Consider the following 14,069-nt stretch of genomic DNA (forward strand, 5'->3'; position numbering starts at 1 on the left):
CCTCAGCAGCTGCTGCGGGTAGCGTCTCAGCTCGGGTCGGGCGCGTAGCCGGGCTGCACTGCGCCGGGGAAGGGGTTGGGTCGGGGTGGCACCGCTTGCGTGGGGATGATGCCCATGGCGACCAGGTTCTCGTGGCTGTCGTAGCGGATGCGGATGAGCTCGTCGGGGCGGTTGCTCCGGCGCTCAAAGGTCGTGTACGTGACGGGCGCGTTTTCGCGTGCGCCATGACCGGTGCCCAGTCGCGGAGCGGGTGTGGCGGGGGCCATGCGGCGCGCGCTGAGCGACTCGGCCCGCTCGCCGGCGGGCGCATCGGCTCCCGCCGCAGCATCGGCAGCGCCCGACGGTGCAGAAGACCGGTTTTCGGCCGCGCCCTGCTCGCGCTGCGAGGACCAGGGCTGCACCACTGGCGGCGGTGGTGGCAGCGGTTTCTCGCGAAACACGGCCACACCGATCACGCCCACGTGCGCCGGGCGACCGGTGCGCTCGGCGTATGAAGCGCCCGACGCGGTGAAATGGAAGGCCGCCACTTCGGTATCGCTCTTGCGCCAGCCGGTGATGGCGTGTTGCTGCCACGGTGCGAGCACATACCCCGTCTGTTGCCAGGCGGCCGTCTCGCCCGAGATGGCGTTGACGCCGTCGACCGACACCACGCCCAGCACGCGGGCTCCGGTGGCGTTGCGCACCGACACCGCATAGCGCGCACCGGGCCGCCCCGCCACCCAGTGTTCGCCCTGGTGGAGGTACACGGTGAGCGTTTCGCCGCTGTCGCGGTCGATCACCTGGAGATCGGCAAGGCGACCCACTGCGTGGGCCGGCAGGATCGGCATCGCAGCGAGGGCCGCCACGGCCAGGCAGGTGCGCAAAGAGGTCAGGGGTGTCATGCGGGCTCCGTGAAAAAGTGGATGGAGCCCAGTGAAACGAACGACCCGCGCCGTCGGGGTTGAAGCCGCGCGGGTTTTGTGTAACGGCGTGCTTCAGCAGCTGCTGCAGGTGGCCAGCGCGCTGCCCACGCGCGCGCGGGTCTGCTCGATGAGGTAGTCCAGAAACACCTCGGTGCGCCGGGGCATGAACTTGCGGCTGGGCAGCGCCGCATAGAGCGTGAGCCGGTCGGTGATCCAGGGGTTGAGCACGCGCACCAGATCGCCGTTCTGGATGAGGGGCGCGGCCAGCTCGATGGTGGTGGCGGTGATGCCCGCGCCGTCGAGCGCGGCGTGCATCAGCGTGTCGGTGTGGTTGGCCCACAGCACGGGCTGCACATCGATGTCCACAAAGCGCGCCTCGTCCGTCTCGTGCAGCAGGCGCCAGGCGCGGCTGCGGCCGGCGGCCGGTTTCAGGCGCAGACAGTGGTGCTGCGCCAGTTCTTCCGGGCGCGCGGGCGTGCCTTTGCGGCGCAGGTAGTCGGGCGACGCCAGCAACACCGTGACGCTGGAGAGCACCTTGCGAGCGATCACGTTGGCGTCGAACGACGCCTTTGCGCCCATCAGCGTGATGTCGTAGTCCTCGATGGGCGGTTCGCGGTGCGACTCCACGTCGATGTCGAGCAGGATCTTCGGGTACGCCTGCCGAAAACCGCTCACCAGCGGAGCGAGCACGTGGGTGGCCAGCACAGGCGGCGCAAGCAGGCGCAGCACGCCAGCGAGCTCGCTCGTCTGCGAGCTCACCAGCGCGTGGGCCTCGTCCAGTTCCTGCAGGATCACGCGCACCCGGTCGAGGTAGCTCTCGCCGGCGTCGGTGAGCGACACGCGGCGCGTCGTGCGGTGCAGCAGGCGCGTGCCCAGATGCTCTTCGAGATCGGCCACGAGGCGGGTCACCACCGCGGGCGACATGTCCAGGGCGCGGGCGGCGGCCGCAAACCCCCCTTCATCGATCACTTTCTGGAAGGCGCGCATTGAGGCAAGACGGTCCATGGCTGAACTCCTTTAAAGGGTTTTCCCTGAGGTTAATGGCTCGATTGTTGCTGATTCCGAAACAGAGTAATGGTTTGAGTGCTGTTTTTCTTCAGGATTGGAAACTTTACAGTTCATCCCATCGATGCACGCAAACCCCTCCGCAGAGGCATCGAAGCCGGCCAGACCGCACAACGGACCGACCGGCATGTTCAACCCTCTTAAAGGAAACTGTCATGAAAACCCGTCTGTCTGTTGTTGCCATCGCTCTCTCTACCCTCGTGGCTGGCCACGCCCTGGCCGCCGACCCCGCAGCCGCCAAAACCCGCGAGCAAGTGCGCGCCGAACTGGCCCAGGCCCAGCGCAATGGTGACCTGATCGCCGATGGCGAAACCGGTGCCCGCTTCAACCAGCTGTATCCGCACCTGTACGCCCAGCCCGTCGCTGTGGGCAAGACCCGCGCCGAAGTGAAGGCCGAACTCGCCGAAGCCGTGCGCAATGGCGACCTCGTGGCCGACGGCGAAACCGGTGCCAAGTTCAAGGACGTGGCGCCTGCCCAATACGCTGCAGCCCGCAACGAAGCGCCTGCAACGACCGTGGCCGTGGGCAAGACCCGCGAACAGGTCAAGGCCGAGCTGGCTGAAGCCATCCGCAATGGCGAACTGATTGCCGACGGCGAAACCGGTGCCAAGTTCAACCAGCTGTACCCCAACCGCTATCCGCAGCCGGTGCTGGCCCAAGGCGTTGCCCGTGAAGACGTGCGCGCTGACGTGGTCAACTCGCGCAGCGCCAACGGCGGCTAAGCCGGCGCGGCCGCCCTGTCGGGCGGTTTCGACACAGCGGCTTGCCGGGCGTTGAACACAACGCGCACGCGCAGCCCACCCGAAGGGCTGCTGACCAAGGTCAGCAGCCCTTCGTTTTTTTGGGCGATGTGCTTCACGATGGCCAACCCCAGCCCGCTGCCCGAGGCGTCTGCGGTGGGGTTCAGCCGCACGAAGCGCTGCAGTGCCCGCTCGCGATCGGCCTCGGCAATCCCGGGGCCGTTGTCGTCCACGATCAGGATCGCCTGACCGTCGCTTTCTTCGACGCGCACATCGACCTGGCTGCCGGCTGGCGTGTGGCGCAGTGCGTTGTCCACGAGGTTGTCGAGCAGCACCCGCAGGTCAGCGGGATCGGCGTGGACGGTGGCCGCTGCGCAGGTGACCAGGCCCAGGTCGATGTCGCGCGCGTCGGCCTGGGCCGAGAATGCGGCGACGGTGTTGGCGGCCAGCTGGTCCAGCCGCACAGGCACGGGCAGGTCTTTGCGCTCGTCGGACTCCAGCCGTGCCATCTGCAGCAGCTGCGCCACCAGGTGTGTGCTGCGGTCAATGCCTTCGTCCAGTTCATCGAGAGCGGCCACGCGGTCGCTGTCGCTGGACCGGCGCGCCAGCTGCGCCTGCAGCTTGACCGCGGCCAGCGGTGTGTTGAGCTCGTGCGCGGCGTCGGCCAGCACCTGGCGCTGGCGGGCCAGCAGACCTGCCACGCGTTCAAGCAACTGGTTGAGCGACTGGCCCAGCGGCATCAGCTCTTGCGGCATGCCGCGAATGGGCACCGCATGCAGGTCGTTGTCGCCGCGCCGCTGGATGTCCTGGCCGAGGGTGTCCAGCGGTTGCAGTGCCCGGTTGACCGCCAGTCGGATCACCGCGCCGAGCAGCAGCACCAGCAACGCCACCGGCGCCAGCAGCCAGGGCGCCATGCCGGCAAAGCTGCTGGCCCGTTCACTCGCCGTCTTGGCCACCTGAACGATGTCTTCATCGTCGTTCAGCGTGAACACGCGCCAGGCCTCACCCGACCATTCGACGTCGTGAAATCCGGGCGCCTGCAGCGGTGGACCCGTGCCATCGACGGAGGAGTACAACAGCTCGCCCTGCGGCGACCAGATCTGGCTGATGAAGAGCCCGAGATCGTTCGTGGCACGCGGCGCCGCGTCTCCCTGTACAGGCGCAGCCGCCAACGGATGGGTGTCGACCCCCTGGCGTTCGTGAACCCCGCCTTGAGGCCGGACACCGTGGCGCACCACCGAGTGGGCGATCTGCTCCATGGCGTAGTCGCGCACGCGGTTGAACGCCTGCCAGGCCAGGTGGTAGGTGAACGCGCTCACCAGCACGCTGGTGATGATCAGCGCCGAGATCTGCCAGAACAGCAGGCGCTGGCGGATCGAATTCATTCGACGGCCACCAGCTTGTAGCCGACGCCGCGCACGTTCTTGATCCAGGCGGGTCCGAGCTTGCGCCGCAGGTGGTGCACGTGCACCTCCACCGCGTTGCTCGACACCTCGTCGTGCCAGCCATACAGCCGGTTTTCCAGCTGCTCGCGCGAGAGCACGGTGCCGGGACGTTCCATCAGGGCCAGCAAGAGGTCGTATTCGCGCGCCGCCAGCACCACCTGCTGGTCGTCCAGCAAGGCTTCGCGGCGCTGCGGACGCAGCACCAGCCGGCCGAGCTGCAACTCGGGCTCTGCCCGACCGCCGCGCCGGCGTGCCAGGGCGTGCACGCGTGCGAGCAGTTCGTCCAGGTCGAACGGCTTGGTGAGGTAATCGTCAGCCCCCATGTTGAGGCCCGCCACGCGGTCGTGCACGGCATCGCGCGCCGAGATCACGAGCACTGCGGCCGACTCGCCTTTGGCGCGCATCCATTGCAGCAAGTGCAGTCCGTCCTGGCCCGGCAGGCCGATATCGAGCAGCAAGACCTCGTAGTCGGTGGTGCTCAGCGCTTGCTGGGCCTTGAGCCCATCGCTCACCCAGTCCACCGACAGGCCCGCCATGCGCAGCCCGCGCACCAGCCCTCGGCCCAGCATGGCATCGTCTTCTGCGAGCAGGATTTTCATGGGAGGGTAGTGTGTGCCAAAAAACGCCGGGAGTCCCTCTGGTACAACCCGAACCGTTGAAACATGCCCCCAGGCTGGAGACTTTCTTGAGCACATTTCCGCAGGTCATTCTGTACACCGACACCGACGGTCGCGCGCGCTTTCGCGAAACGGACATCGCGCTGGACGAGGGCACGCCGGCTGCCCGGCTCTCGGCGCTGCTGCCCGCCACGGCCTGCCAGCTGCGCGAGAGCCCGGTGGGGTTTCGCAGCGACTTCCATTGCACCGGTGCGCCCCAGTGGCTGTTCGTGTTGCGGGGCTGCATGGAGATCGGTCTGCAGGACGGCAGCTGGCGCGCCTTCGGCCCCGGCCAGCATTTCTACTCGGCCGACACCCTGCCCGAGGGCGCCACGTTTGATGCTGCCGTGCATGGCCATCGCAGCCGTCAGGTGGGCGACGAGCCGCTGGTCACGCTGTTCGTCAGGGGCTAGAGGAACCGGTCGAGCAGGCGGCGCGAGGGCCCGTCGAGTGCGAGCCGGTCGCGCACGGCAAACGTCACGCCGTGGCCGCTGAGCACCAGCAAGGCCTGGCCGTCCAGGCGACGGATGTCGTCCTCGCTGCGCAACACGAACTGCGTGGGGCCGCGATCGGTCTCGACCTGCCAGTGGCTGGGCGTGGAGAAGGTGGACACCGAGACGATGCGCTCCATCACGGGTGTGAATTCGCGCTGCGCAAGCTCCTCCTGCAATAACTGGCCGAGCTCGGGTGGCAGGGCGCTGAGGCGTTCGATCCAGACCAGTTCGTGCCCATCGGCCCCCACCAGCGAAAGGCCTTCATCGGGCGCACCGATGGGAAACGCCCGCACGGGCACCACGCCGGTGTGCTCGATCCCTTGCGCGTCGGTGAGCACGAGGCGACCCAGACGGTTGCGTTGCAGGTGCCAGGTGGCAGTGGCATTCGTCGAGTCGCTCATGCGGCCTCCGTGGGTGGGGTGGCGTCGAGCAGGGCGGCGGCTTCCTGCTCCTTGCGCGCCTGGGCTTCGTACAGCCGCCAGTAGGCGCCGCGCTGGGCCATCAGCTCGTCGTGCGGGCCGATCTCGACGACCTGGCCCCGGTCCATCACCACCAGGCGGTCGGCCTTGCGCAGCGTGGAGAGGCGGTGCGCAATGGCAATGGTGGTGCGGCCCTGCACCAGGTTGTCCAGTGCTTTCTGGATTTCTTTCTCGGTCTCGGTGTCCACCGAAGAGGTGGCCTCGTCCAGGATGAGGATGCGCGGGTCGATCAGCAGCGCACGCGCAATGCTGATGCGCTGGCGCTCGCCGCCCGAGAGACCCTGGCCCCGCTCGCCCACCAGCGAGTCGTAGCCCTGCGGCAGGCGCAGGATGAACTCGTGCGCGTGGGCCGCGCGTGCGGCGGCGACGATCTCGGCCCGCGTCGCGTCGGGTTTGCCGTAGGCGATGTTCTCGGCGATCGTGCCGAAGAACAGAAACGGCTCCTGCAGCACCAGGCCGATGTGGCGGCGGAAATCGGCCACGGCCACGCGGCGCACGTCCACGCCATCGATACGGATCGAGCCCTCGCTCACGTCGTAGAAGCGGCAGAGCAGGTTCACGAGCGTGCTCTTGCCCGAGCCGCTGTGGCCGACCAGACCGATCATTTCACCCGGACGGATCTCCAGACTCAGGTTGCGGATCACCGTGCGGCTGCCGTAGCGAAAGCTCACGTCTTCCATCTGCAAGCCGCCCTGCACCTGCTGGAGCGGCACGGGCTGCGCGGGTTCGGGCACGTTGGAGACGTGATCGAGGATGTCGAAAATGCGTTTGGCGCCGGATGCCGCTTTCTGGGTCACCGAGACGATGCGGCTCATGGAGTCGAGCCGGCCGTAGAAGCGGCCGATGTAGGCGATGAAGGCGGTGAGCACACCCACGGTGATCTCGTTGTGGCTCACCAGCCAGATGCCGAAAGCCCACACCACCAGCAAGCCCACCTCCGTGAGCAACGTCACCGTGGGGGTGAACAGCGACCAGGTTTTGTTGATGCGGTCGTTGATGGCCAGGTTGTGCTCGTTGGCGCGCTTGAAGCGGCGGGCTTCACGGCTTTCCTGCGCGAACGCCTTGACCACGCGGATGCCGGGGATGGTGTCGGCCAGCACGTTGGTGACTTCGCCCCAGACGCGGTCGATCTTCTCGAAGCCGGTGCGCAGGCGATCGCGCACCAGGTGGATCATCCAGGCAATGAACGGCAGGGGCACCAAGGTGGCCAGCGCCAGCCAGGGGTTGATCGAGAACAGGATGACGGCGGTCATGCCGATCATCAGCACGTCGGTGGCGAAGTCCAGCGCGTGCAGCGAGAGGAACACGCTGATGCGGTCGGTTTCGCTGCCAATGCGGGCCATCAGGTCGCCGGTGCGCTTGGTGCTGAAGTAATCGAGCGAGAGCTCCAGCAGGTGGTCGAAGGTGGTGGTGCGCAGGTCCGAGCTGATGCGCTCGGACACCAGCGCAAGCAACCACGTGCGTGCCCAGCCCAGGCCCCAGGCCAGCAGCGCCGAGCCCAGCAGCCCGGCGAGCAGCGCCAGCACCAGGCCGGTGTCGATGTCCTGGCCGTTCTGGAACGGGATCAGCACGCGGTCCATCAGCGGAATGGTGAGGTAGGGCGGCACCAGCGTGGCGGCGGTGGACGCCAGCGTGAGCGCAAAACCGGCCAGCAGCGTCCAGCGGTAGGGGCGGGCAAACCGCCACAAACGCAGCAGCACCCAGGTGGAGGGCGTCGCCTGCGGGACATCCGGTGCGCACTCGGCGCACTCGTCGGTGTCGGGCGGCAGGGCGGCGTTGCACTGGGGGCAGGTGCGGGCGGCATCGTCGATGTGTGCTGCCGGTGCTTCGCTGCGTTGGACCATCAGGCGCTGGAACTGGTCGACCAGCCTTGCAGCGCGGCCGTGCTCACCCATGGAGAAGCGCCACACCGCCACACGTTCCTCGGCGTTCAGCAGCTCCAGCATGCCCACACCGGCGTGGTCGCTCAGCCGCAGCTCCATCCCCGGCGCCAGTGGCCATTCGTGGCCCTCCAGCGTGAACTTTTGTCGGGTTAACAACAACGTTTGCGTGCGGAAATGTAAATGGCTGTCCAAGTCCAGCGCCAAAGCAGCGACAGCGCTATCATCGCCCCCCAGTTGGCTTGATGCGGGGCGCAAGGCGTCCGGCGCAGGGTCGGCTCCTGGGGCTGAGGATTCAGCTGGAAAGTGTGAAGGCATGGTGAAGATGACAGCGTGGCGTCGACCGCGAGAAATGGCACGCTCCCAAGGGGGAGTCTTGCATTTTCACCGATGTCGAGCCGGCGCTCACTGATGGCATCCAAGTTCTTCTGAACCCCGGCTGGTCGATATATCCGGTCGCTCGAACCACACGTCCCGCTGGAGACATGAGCTCACTTCACGATATCAAGCTGCTTCGCATCAATTACCTGCGCGGCCCCAACATCTGGACGTACCGTCCGGTCCTCGAAGTCTGGCTCGATCTGGGCGACCTCGAAGACCTCCCGTCGAACAAGCTCCCCGGCCTCACCGAACGTCTTGTGGCATGGCTGCCCGCGCTGGAAGAGCACCACTGCGGCGTGGGCGAGCGCGGGGGCTTCATCGAGCGGCTGCGCGAAGGCACCTGGGCCGGGCACATCCTCGAACACATCGTCATCGAGCTGCTGAACCTGGCGGGCATGCCCACGGGCTTTGGTCAGACCCGGGAAAGCACCCGGCGCGGCGTGTACCGCATGGTGTTCCGGGCGCGTGACGAGGCGGTGGCCCGCGTTGCCCTGGCCGAAGCCCACGCGCTTTTGCTGGCGGCCATCCGCCTGCCCGCCGGCCCAGCCACTTTCGACGTGGCGGCGGCCGTGGCCCGGCTGGCCGACCAGATCGATCGCAGCTACCTCGGCCCGAGCACCGCGTCCATCGTGTCCGCGGCCACAGACCGTGGCATCCCCCACCTGCGCCTCAACGACGGCAACCTCGTGCAACTGGGGCATGGTCGCCACCAGCGCCGCATCTGGACCGCCGAGACCGACCGCACCAGCGCCATTGCCGGCAACATCGCGCACGACAAAGACCTGACCAAAAGCCTTCTGGCTTCGTGCGGCGTGCCGGTGCCCGAGGGGCAGGTGGTCGACAGCCCGCAGGCGGCATGGGAAGCGGCTCTCGACATCGGGTTGCCTGTGGTGGTCAAGCCCTCGGACGCCAACCACGGTCGCGGGGTGAGCCTGGACCTGTCCGAGCGCAGCGACGTTGAAAAAGCCTACACCGTGGCCGATGTGGAGGGCAGCGAAGTCATCGTTGAACGCTACGTGCGCGGTGAAGAGCATCGTCTGCTGGTGGTCGGCGGCAAGGTGGTGGCGGCGGCCCGTGGCGAAAGCCTGTCGGTGGTGGGCGATGGCCGATCCACCGTGGCCCAGCTGATCGACACCCAGCTCAACAGCGACCCCCGCCGAGGCGAGGCGGAAGAATTTCCCCTCGAGACCATTTATCTGGAGCGCGAGCCTGTGATGCGACTGCTGCTGGAGCGGCAGGGCCTGTCGGGCGAAGCCGTGCCGGCGGCAGGCCGCAAGGTGCTCGTGCAACGCAACGGCAACGTGGCGATCGACTGCACAGACGACGTGCACCCCGAGGTGGCGCATGCCGTGGCGTTGGCCGCCCGCGTGGTGGGGCTCGACGTGGCTGGCGTGGACGTGGTGACGCAGGACATCAGCCGTCCCTTGCAGGAGCAGGGCGGCGCCGTGGTCGAGGTGAATGCGGGGCCGGGGTTGCTGATGCACCTCAAACCGGCCACCGGTCTGTCGCGCCCCGTGGGCCGCGCCATCGTCGATCACCTTTTCGATGAAGGTGGCAACGGCCGCGTGCCCATCGTCGGGGTGGCGGGGTCGCGTCACGGCAACGCCATCGCCCGGCTGGTGGCCTGGCTGCTGCACCTGAGCGGTCGCCAGGTGGGGCTGGCCTGTGACGAGGGGCTCTTTCTGGGCAACCGCAAGGTCGACGCGCGCCCCAGCGCGCACTGGGACGCCGGTCAGCGCCTGCTGATGAACCGCGATGTCGATGCAGTGGTCATGCAGAACGGCGCTGCGGTCATTCTGGAAGACGGCATGGCCTACGACCGCTGCGCGGTGGGGGTGGTGACCGACCTGGACAACGTGCAGGGCCTGGAACAGCACGACGTGCACAACGTGGACCAGCTCTACCGCGTGTTGCGCACCCAGGTGGACGTGGTGCTGCCCGAAGGCGTGGCCGTGCTCAATGCCGATGACGCGCGCCTCGTGGAAATGGCCGAGCTATGCGACGGCGACGTGATTTTCTATGGCCGCAATCCCGCCTCCCCGGTGCTGGAGCGCCACCGCGCCGCGGGTCATCGCACGGTGTCGATCGGCGGCGACGGCGCGCTGGAGCTGGCAGAAGGCACGCGCAAGACACATAGGGTGCGTCTGGATGCACCCGTCGTGCAGCGTCTGGCACAGTCACTGGGCGAACACGCCCTGATGGCCGTGGCCGCTGCCGCGTGGGCCCTGTCGGTTTCGCCAGAGCTCATGGCCGCCGGCATCGAAACGTCGGGTGTGGATGCCGCACCGGCCGAAGCGGCTGCCGTAGACCAGGCGCGTTGAGCGCGCCTTCTTTTTTTCAATCATTTGCAGCTTCCTTCATGGACGTTTCCCGAATCCGGACCTTGCGCGGCCCCAACCTCTGGAGCCGACACACCTGCATAGAGGCCATCGTGGCCTGCGAACCGCAGGAACTCGACATGCAGGCCTTGCCGGATTTCGAGCGGCGCCTGCGCGAGCTCTTTCCCGCCGTGGGCCCCCTGGAGCCGAGCAACCCGCAAGAACGCCTGTCTCTGGCGCATGTGCTGGAACACACCGTGCTGGCATTGCAGGCCCAGGCGGGCTGCCCCGTCACCTTCAGCCGCGCGTCGGCCACGGTGGAACCGGGGGTGTTCCAGGTCGTGGTGGAGTACAGCGAGGAGGTGGTGGGCCGGCTGGCCTTTGACCTCGGCCGCGATCTGGTCAAGGCGGCGCAGGCCGGACTCCCGCAAGGCTTTGACGTCGAGGCCGCCATCGTGCGCCTGCGCTCGCTGGACGAAGACGTGCGCCTGGGGCCCAGCACCGGCTGCATCGTGGACGCTGCCGTTGCGCGCAACATTCCCTACCGCCGCCTGACCTCCGGCAGCCTGGTGCAACTCGGCTGGGGCTCGCGCCAGCGGCGCATCTGGGCGGCTGAAGTGGACAGCACCAGCGCGGTGGCCGAATCCATCGCGCAAGACAAAGACCTCACCAAAACCCTGCTCGCCGCGGCCGGCGTGCCGGTGCCCGAGGGGCGCCCCGTCAAGGACGTGGACGATGCCTGGGCCGCCGCGCAGGACATCGGCCTGCCCGTGGTCGTCAAGCCGCAGGACGGCAATCAGGGCAAAGGCGTCACGGTGAACATCGTCTCCCGCGAGCACCTGGAGATTGCCTTTCGCGCCGCCGCCGATTTTGGCGAGGTGATGGTCGAGAAGTTTTTGCCCGGCAGCGATTTCCGGCTGCTGGTGGTGGGCGACCGCGTGGTGGCGGCCTCGCGCCGCGAGCCCCCGCACGTGATTGGCGATGGCGAGCACACGGTGCGCGAGCTGGTCGATCTGGTCAACACCGACCCGCGGCGTGGCGAGGGCCATGCCACGTCACTGACCAAGATCCGCTTCGACGACATCGCGCTGGCGCGCCTGGACGTGCAGGGTCTCAAGCCCGATTCGGTGCCCGAGATGGGCCGCCGCGTCGTGCTGCGCAACAACGCCAACCTGAGCACCGGCGGCACCGCCACCGACGTGACCGACGACCTGCACCCCGATGTGGCCGCGCGCGCGGTGGCGGCGGCGCAGACGGTGGGGCTGGACATCTGTGGTGTCGATGTGGTGTGTGAGAACGTCCACGTGCCGCTGGAAAAGCAGCACGGTGGTGTGGTCGAAGTCAACGCAGCACCTGGCCTGCGCATGCACCTGGCGCCGTCGTATGGCAAAGGCCGTCCGGTGGGCGAGGCCGTGGTGGCGCACATGTTCGAGCCCGGTGACGACGGCCGCATTCCTGTGGTGGCTGTCACGGGCACCAACGGCAAGACCACCACGACGCGGTTGATCGCGCATCTCATGGCCACGAGCGGCATGCGCGTGGGCATGACCAACACCGATGGTGTGTACGTGGACGGTCGCCAGATCGACAGCGGCGACTGTTCTGGCCCCAAGAGCGCACGCAACGTGCTGATGCACCCCGACGTGGACGCCGCCGTGCTGGAGACCGCACGTGGCGGCATGCTGCGTGAGGGCCTGGGCTTTGACCAGTGCCGGGTGGCCGTGGTGACCAACGTGGGCACGGGAGACCACCTGGGGCTCAACTACATCACCACGGTGGAAGACCTCGCCGTGCTCAAGCGCGTGATCGTGATGAACGTGGCGCCCACCGGTTATGCCGTGCTGAACGCGGCCGATCCGATCGTTGCCGCCATGGCCGCCAAATGCACGGGTGGCGTGGTGTTTTTCGCGCAGGATCACGACCACCCCGTGCTGGCCGCGCACCGCGTGCAGGGCAAGCGCACGATCTGCGTCGAGGGCGACCGCATCCTGGTCACCGAAGGCAGCTGGCGCGTGCAGATTCCGCTGCAGGGCGTCCCCATCACGCGGGGCGGCACCATCGGTTTCCAGAAGGACAACGTCATGGCCGCCATCGGCGCTGCCTGGTGCGCCGGACTGGACTGGGACACCATCGCGCGCGGCCTGGCCAACTTTTCCAACGACGCCGACAACGCGCCCGGTCGCTTCAACGTGATGGACTACCGGGGCGCCACAGTGATTGCCGACTACGGCCACAACCCCGATGCCATGCGCGCCCTGGTGCACGCCGTCAATGCCATGCCGGCGCGCCGGCGCAGCGTGGTGATCAGCGGGGCCGGTGACCGCCGCGATGAAGACATCCGCGAGCAGACAGCGATTCTGGGCGATGCCTTTGACGACGTGCTGCTCTTCCAGGACGCCTGCCAGCGTGGGCGGGAAGACGGCGAGGTGCTCAAGCTCCTGCGTCAGGGCCTGGACGGTGCCAGCCGCACGCAAGAGGTGATGGAAATCCGCGGCGAGTTCGTGGCCATCGACACCGCACTGGCGCGGCTGCAGCCAGGCGACCTGTGCCTCGTGCTGGTGGATCAGGTGGAAGAGGCGCTGGCCCACCTGGCCCAGCGCATCAGCGAGGCCAACGCCCCGGTGGCGGGTTCAGCCGCCTGAAGACGACGGTTCGGGCAGGCGCAGCCGCAGCAGCGCCCGCACGAAACCGTGGTCGCTGCGGCTGCGGTCGCGGCCTTCGAAAAGGTGGTCGTTGAACACCTCCACGCGCCTCACGTCGCCCAGCGATCCCCGGCTGCTGGCCACAAACTCCTCGCTGACCAGCACCTGATCCAGCACCTCCGGGTAGCCCTGGTGGATGTGCGAATAGGCCACGTCGCGGCGCAGGGCCGCCTCACCCTGCACGTCCCAGGCGCTGAAAAGCGCGTGGTCTCGCGCGCCTTTGTCGTAAGCCACCTGGGTGGTCGCCGCAATCAGCTGCGTGGTCACGCTGTGCGGGCTGTCGTTGAGGTCGCCCATGAGCACCAGCGGCAGGCGCGAGCGGTGCAGCAGATCGACCACCGTCAGGCGCAGCGCCAGCGCCTCGCTGGCGCGCATGATCAACGATCGCAGCGACGCCAGGGCCTGCACGGCGGGGTCGCCGGTGTCTTCGCTGATCTTGCCGCTGGCGTCTTCCAGGAACTTCGGCCGCTTGCTCTTGAGGTGTGCGGTGATGACGCACACCGGTTGGCCGTGTTTGAGCCGCAGCATCGCCACCATCGGGGGCCGCTCGAAGCGGGTGTGTGGACCCAGTCCGGGCACGTCCACCACGGCCGCCGCTGGAAATGCCGCCAGCGACTGCACGGAATCGACCTTCAGCCGCGTGACGATCCCCACGCGCGGCGTGCCTTGTGCACCCGCTCGCCCGTCGCCGTTCTCCGCGCCAGGTACGGCCACGAAACCGTATTGAAGACCGCTGCGCGCCACCGCCGTTTGCAAGGCCTGCTCGTCCCACACTTCCTGGACCGCGATCACGTCGGCATTGAGCGCTCTGAACCGGTCGCCCAGCCAGCCCACCTTGCGCTCGAATTCGGTCTGGCTGTAGGGGTCCTGCCCGTCATAGAAGTGGCGCCCGGGCAGAGCGAGGTTGAGCACGTTGCAGGTGGCCATCATGAGCGTGGCGTAACGTGCGGACGCCCCGTTGCCATGAAGGGCAGACGGGGCGTCTGGAGGGGCGGTGCGGTCATGGG

Annotated in this window: 11 protein-coding genes; 4 read left to right on the top strand and 7 right to left on the bottom strand. The window is 67.7% G+C overall.

What is annotated here, in order from left to right:
* Window positions 1–26 precede the first annotated feature (26 nt).
* Both KXJ60_RS00430 and KXJ60_RS00435 read right to left on the bottom strand, forming a co-directional pair.
* Complete coding sequence (locus KXJ60_RS00430; protein ID WP_291123228.1) at window positions 27–881, bottom strand: hypothetical protein; 855 nt, start codon at window positions 879–881, stop codon at window positions 27–29.
* A gap of 93 nt (window positions 882–974) precedes the next feature.
* Window positions 975–1,907, bottom strand: a complete 933-nt coding sequence (locus tag KXJ60_RS00435; protein ID WP_291123231.1) for a LysR family transcriptional regulator — start codon at window positions 1,905–1,907, stop codon at window positions 975–977.
* 215 nt (window positions 1,908–2,122) lie between these two features.
* Between KXJ60_RS00435 and KXJ60_RS00440 the strand changes: the two genes are divergently transcribed.
* Window positions 2,123–2,689 carry a DUF4148 domain-containing protein gene (locus KXJ60_RS00440; protein ID WP_291123233.1) on the top strand — a complete coding sequence of 189 codons (567 nt, stop codon included), beginning with the start codon at window positions 2,123–2,125 and terminating at the stop codon, window positions 2,687–2,689.
* Here KXJ60_RS00440 and KXJ60_RS00445 read toward each other — a convergent pair.
* A complete protein-coding gene (locus KXJ60_RS00445) occupies window positions 2,686–4,092 on the bottom strand; it encodes an ATP-binding protein (protein ID WP_291123236.1) in 1,407 nt (468 codons plus the stop codon). The two genes, KXJ60_RS00440 and KXJ60_RS00445, sit on opposite strands and share 4 nt — an antisense overlap.
* On the bottom strand, window positions 4,089–4,751 hold the full coding sequence (locus KXJ60_RS00450; RefSeq protein ID WP_291123239.1) for a response regulator: 663 nt from the start codon (window positions 4,749–4,751) through the stop codon (window positions 4,089–4,091). Before KXJ60_RS00450 ends, KXJ60_RS00445 begins: the two co-directional genes overlap by 4 nt.
* An 86-nt stretch (window positions 4,752–4,837) precedes the next feature.
* On the opposite strand from KXJ60_RS00450, the gene KXJ60_RS00455 reads away from it, so the two are divergent.
* Entirely contained in the window at window positions 4,838–5,221 is a 384-nt protein-coding gene (locus KXJ60_RS00455) for a hypothetical protein (protein WP_291123242.1), read from the top strand.
* On the opposite strand, the gene KXJ60_RS00460 is transcribed toward KXJ60_RS00455, so the two are convergent.
* Together KXJ60_RS00460 and KXJ60_RS00465 are read right to left on the bottom strand one after the other, a co-directional pair.
* Window positions 5,218–5,703 carry a DUF1854 domain-containing protein gene (locus tag KXJ60_RS00460; protein ID WP_291123245.1) on the bottom strand — a complete coding sequence of 162 codons (486 nt, stop codon included), beginning with the start codon at window positions 5,701–5,703 and terminating at the stop codon, window positions 5,218–5,220. The genes KXJ60_RS00455 and KXJ60_RS00460 overlap by 4 nt on opposite strands.
* The gene (locus KXJ60_RS00465) at window positions 5,700–7,979 is read right to left on the bottom strand and encodes an ABC transporter ATP-binding protein (RefSeq protein ID WP_291123248.1); all 2,280 of its coding nucleotides are present in this window, start codon (window positions 7,977–7,979) and stop codon (window positions 5,700–5,702) included. Before KXJ60_RS00465 ends, KXJ60_RS00460 begins: the two co-directional genes overlap by 4 nt.
* Window positions 7,980–8,146: 167 nt before the next feature.
* Here KXJ60_RS00465 and cphA (KXJ60_RS00470) point away from each other — a divergent pair, with 167 nt between their 5' ends.
* Both cphA (KXJ60_RS00470) and cphA (KXJ60_RS00475) read left to right on the top strand, forming a co-directional pair.
* A complete protein-coding gene (gene cphA / locus KXJ60_RS00470; protein ID WP_291123251.1) occupies window positions 8,147–10,363 on the top strand; it encodes a cyanophycin synthetase in 2,217 nt (738 codons plus the stop codon).
* Window positions 10,364–10,401: 38 nt separating this feature from the next.
* Window positions 10,402–13,002 (top strand): cyanophycin synthetase, encoded by a 2,601-nt coding sequence (gene cphA / locus KXJ60_RS00475; protein ID WP_291123254.1) that lies wholly within the window; start codon window positions 10,402–10,404, stop codon window positions 13,000–13,002.
* Here cphA (KXJ60_RS00475) and KXJ60_RS00480 read toward each other — a convergent pair.
* Window positions 12,991–13,992 carry an endonuclease/exonuclease/phosphatase family protein gene (locus KXJ60_RS00480; protein WP_291123262.1) on the bottom strand — a complete coding sequence of 334 codons (1,002 nt, stop codon included), beginning with the start codon at window positions 13,990–13,992 and terminating at the stop codon, window positions 12,991–12,993. The genes cphA (KXJ60_RS00475) and KXJ60_RS00480 overlap by 12 nt on opposite strands.
* Window positions 13,993–14,069 lie beyond the last annotated feature (77 nt).

Origin of the sequence: Hydrogenophaga sp. (genome assembly GCF_019264445.1) — a bacterium.
Classification (GTDB): domain Bacteria; phylum Pseudomonadota; class Gammaproteobacteria; order Burkholderiales; family Burkholderiaceae_C; genus Hydrogenophaga.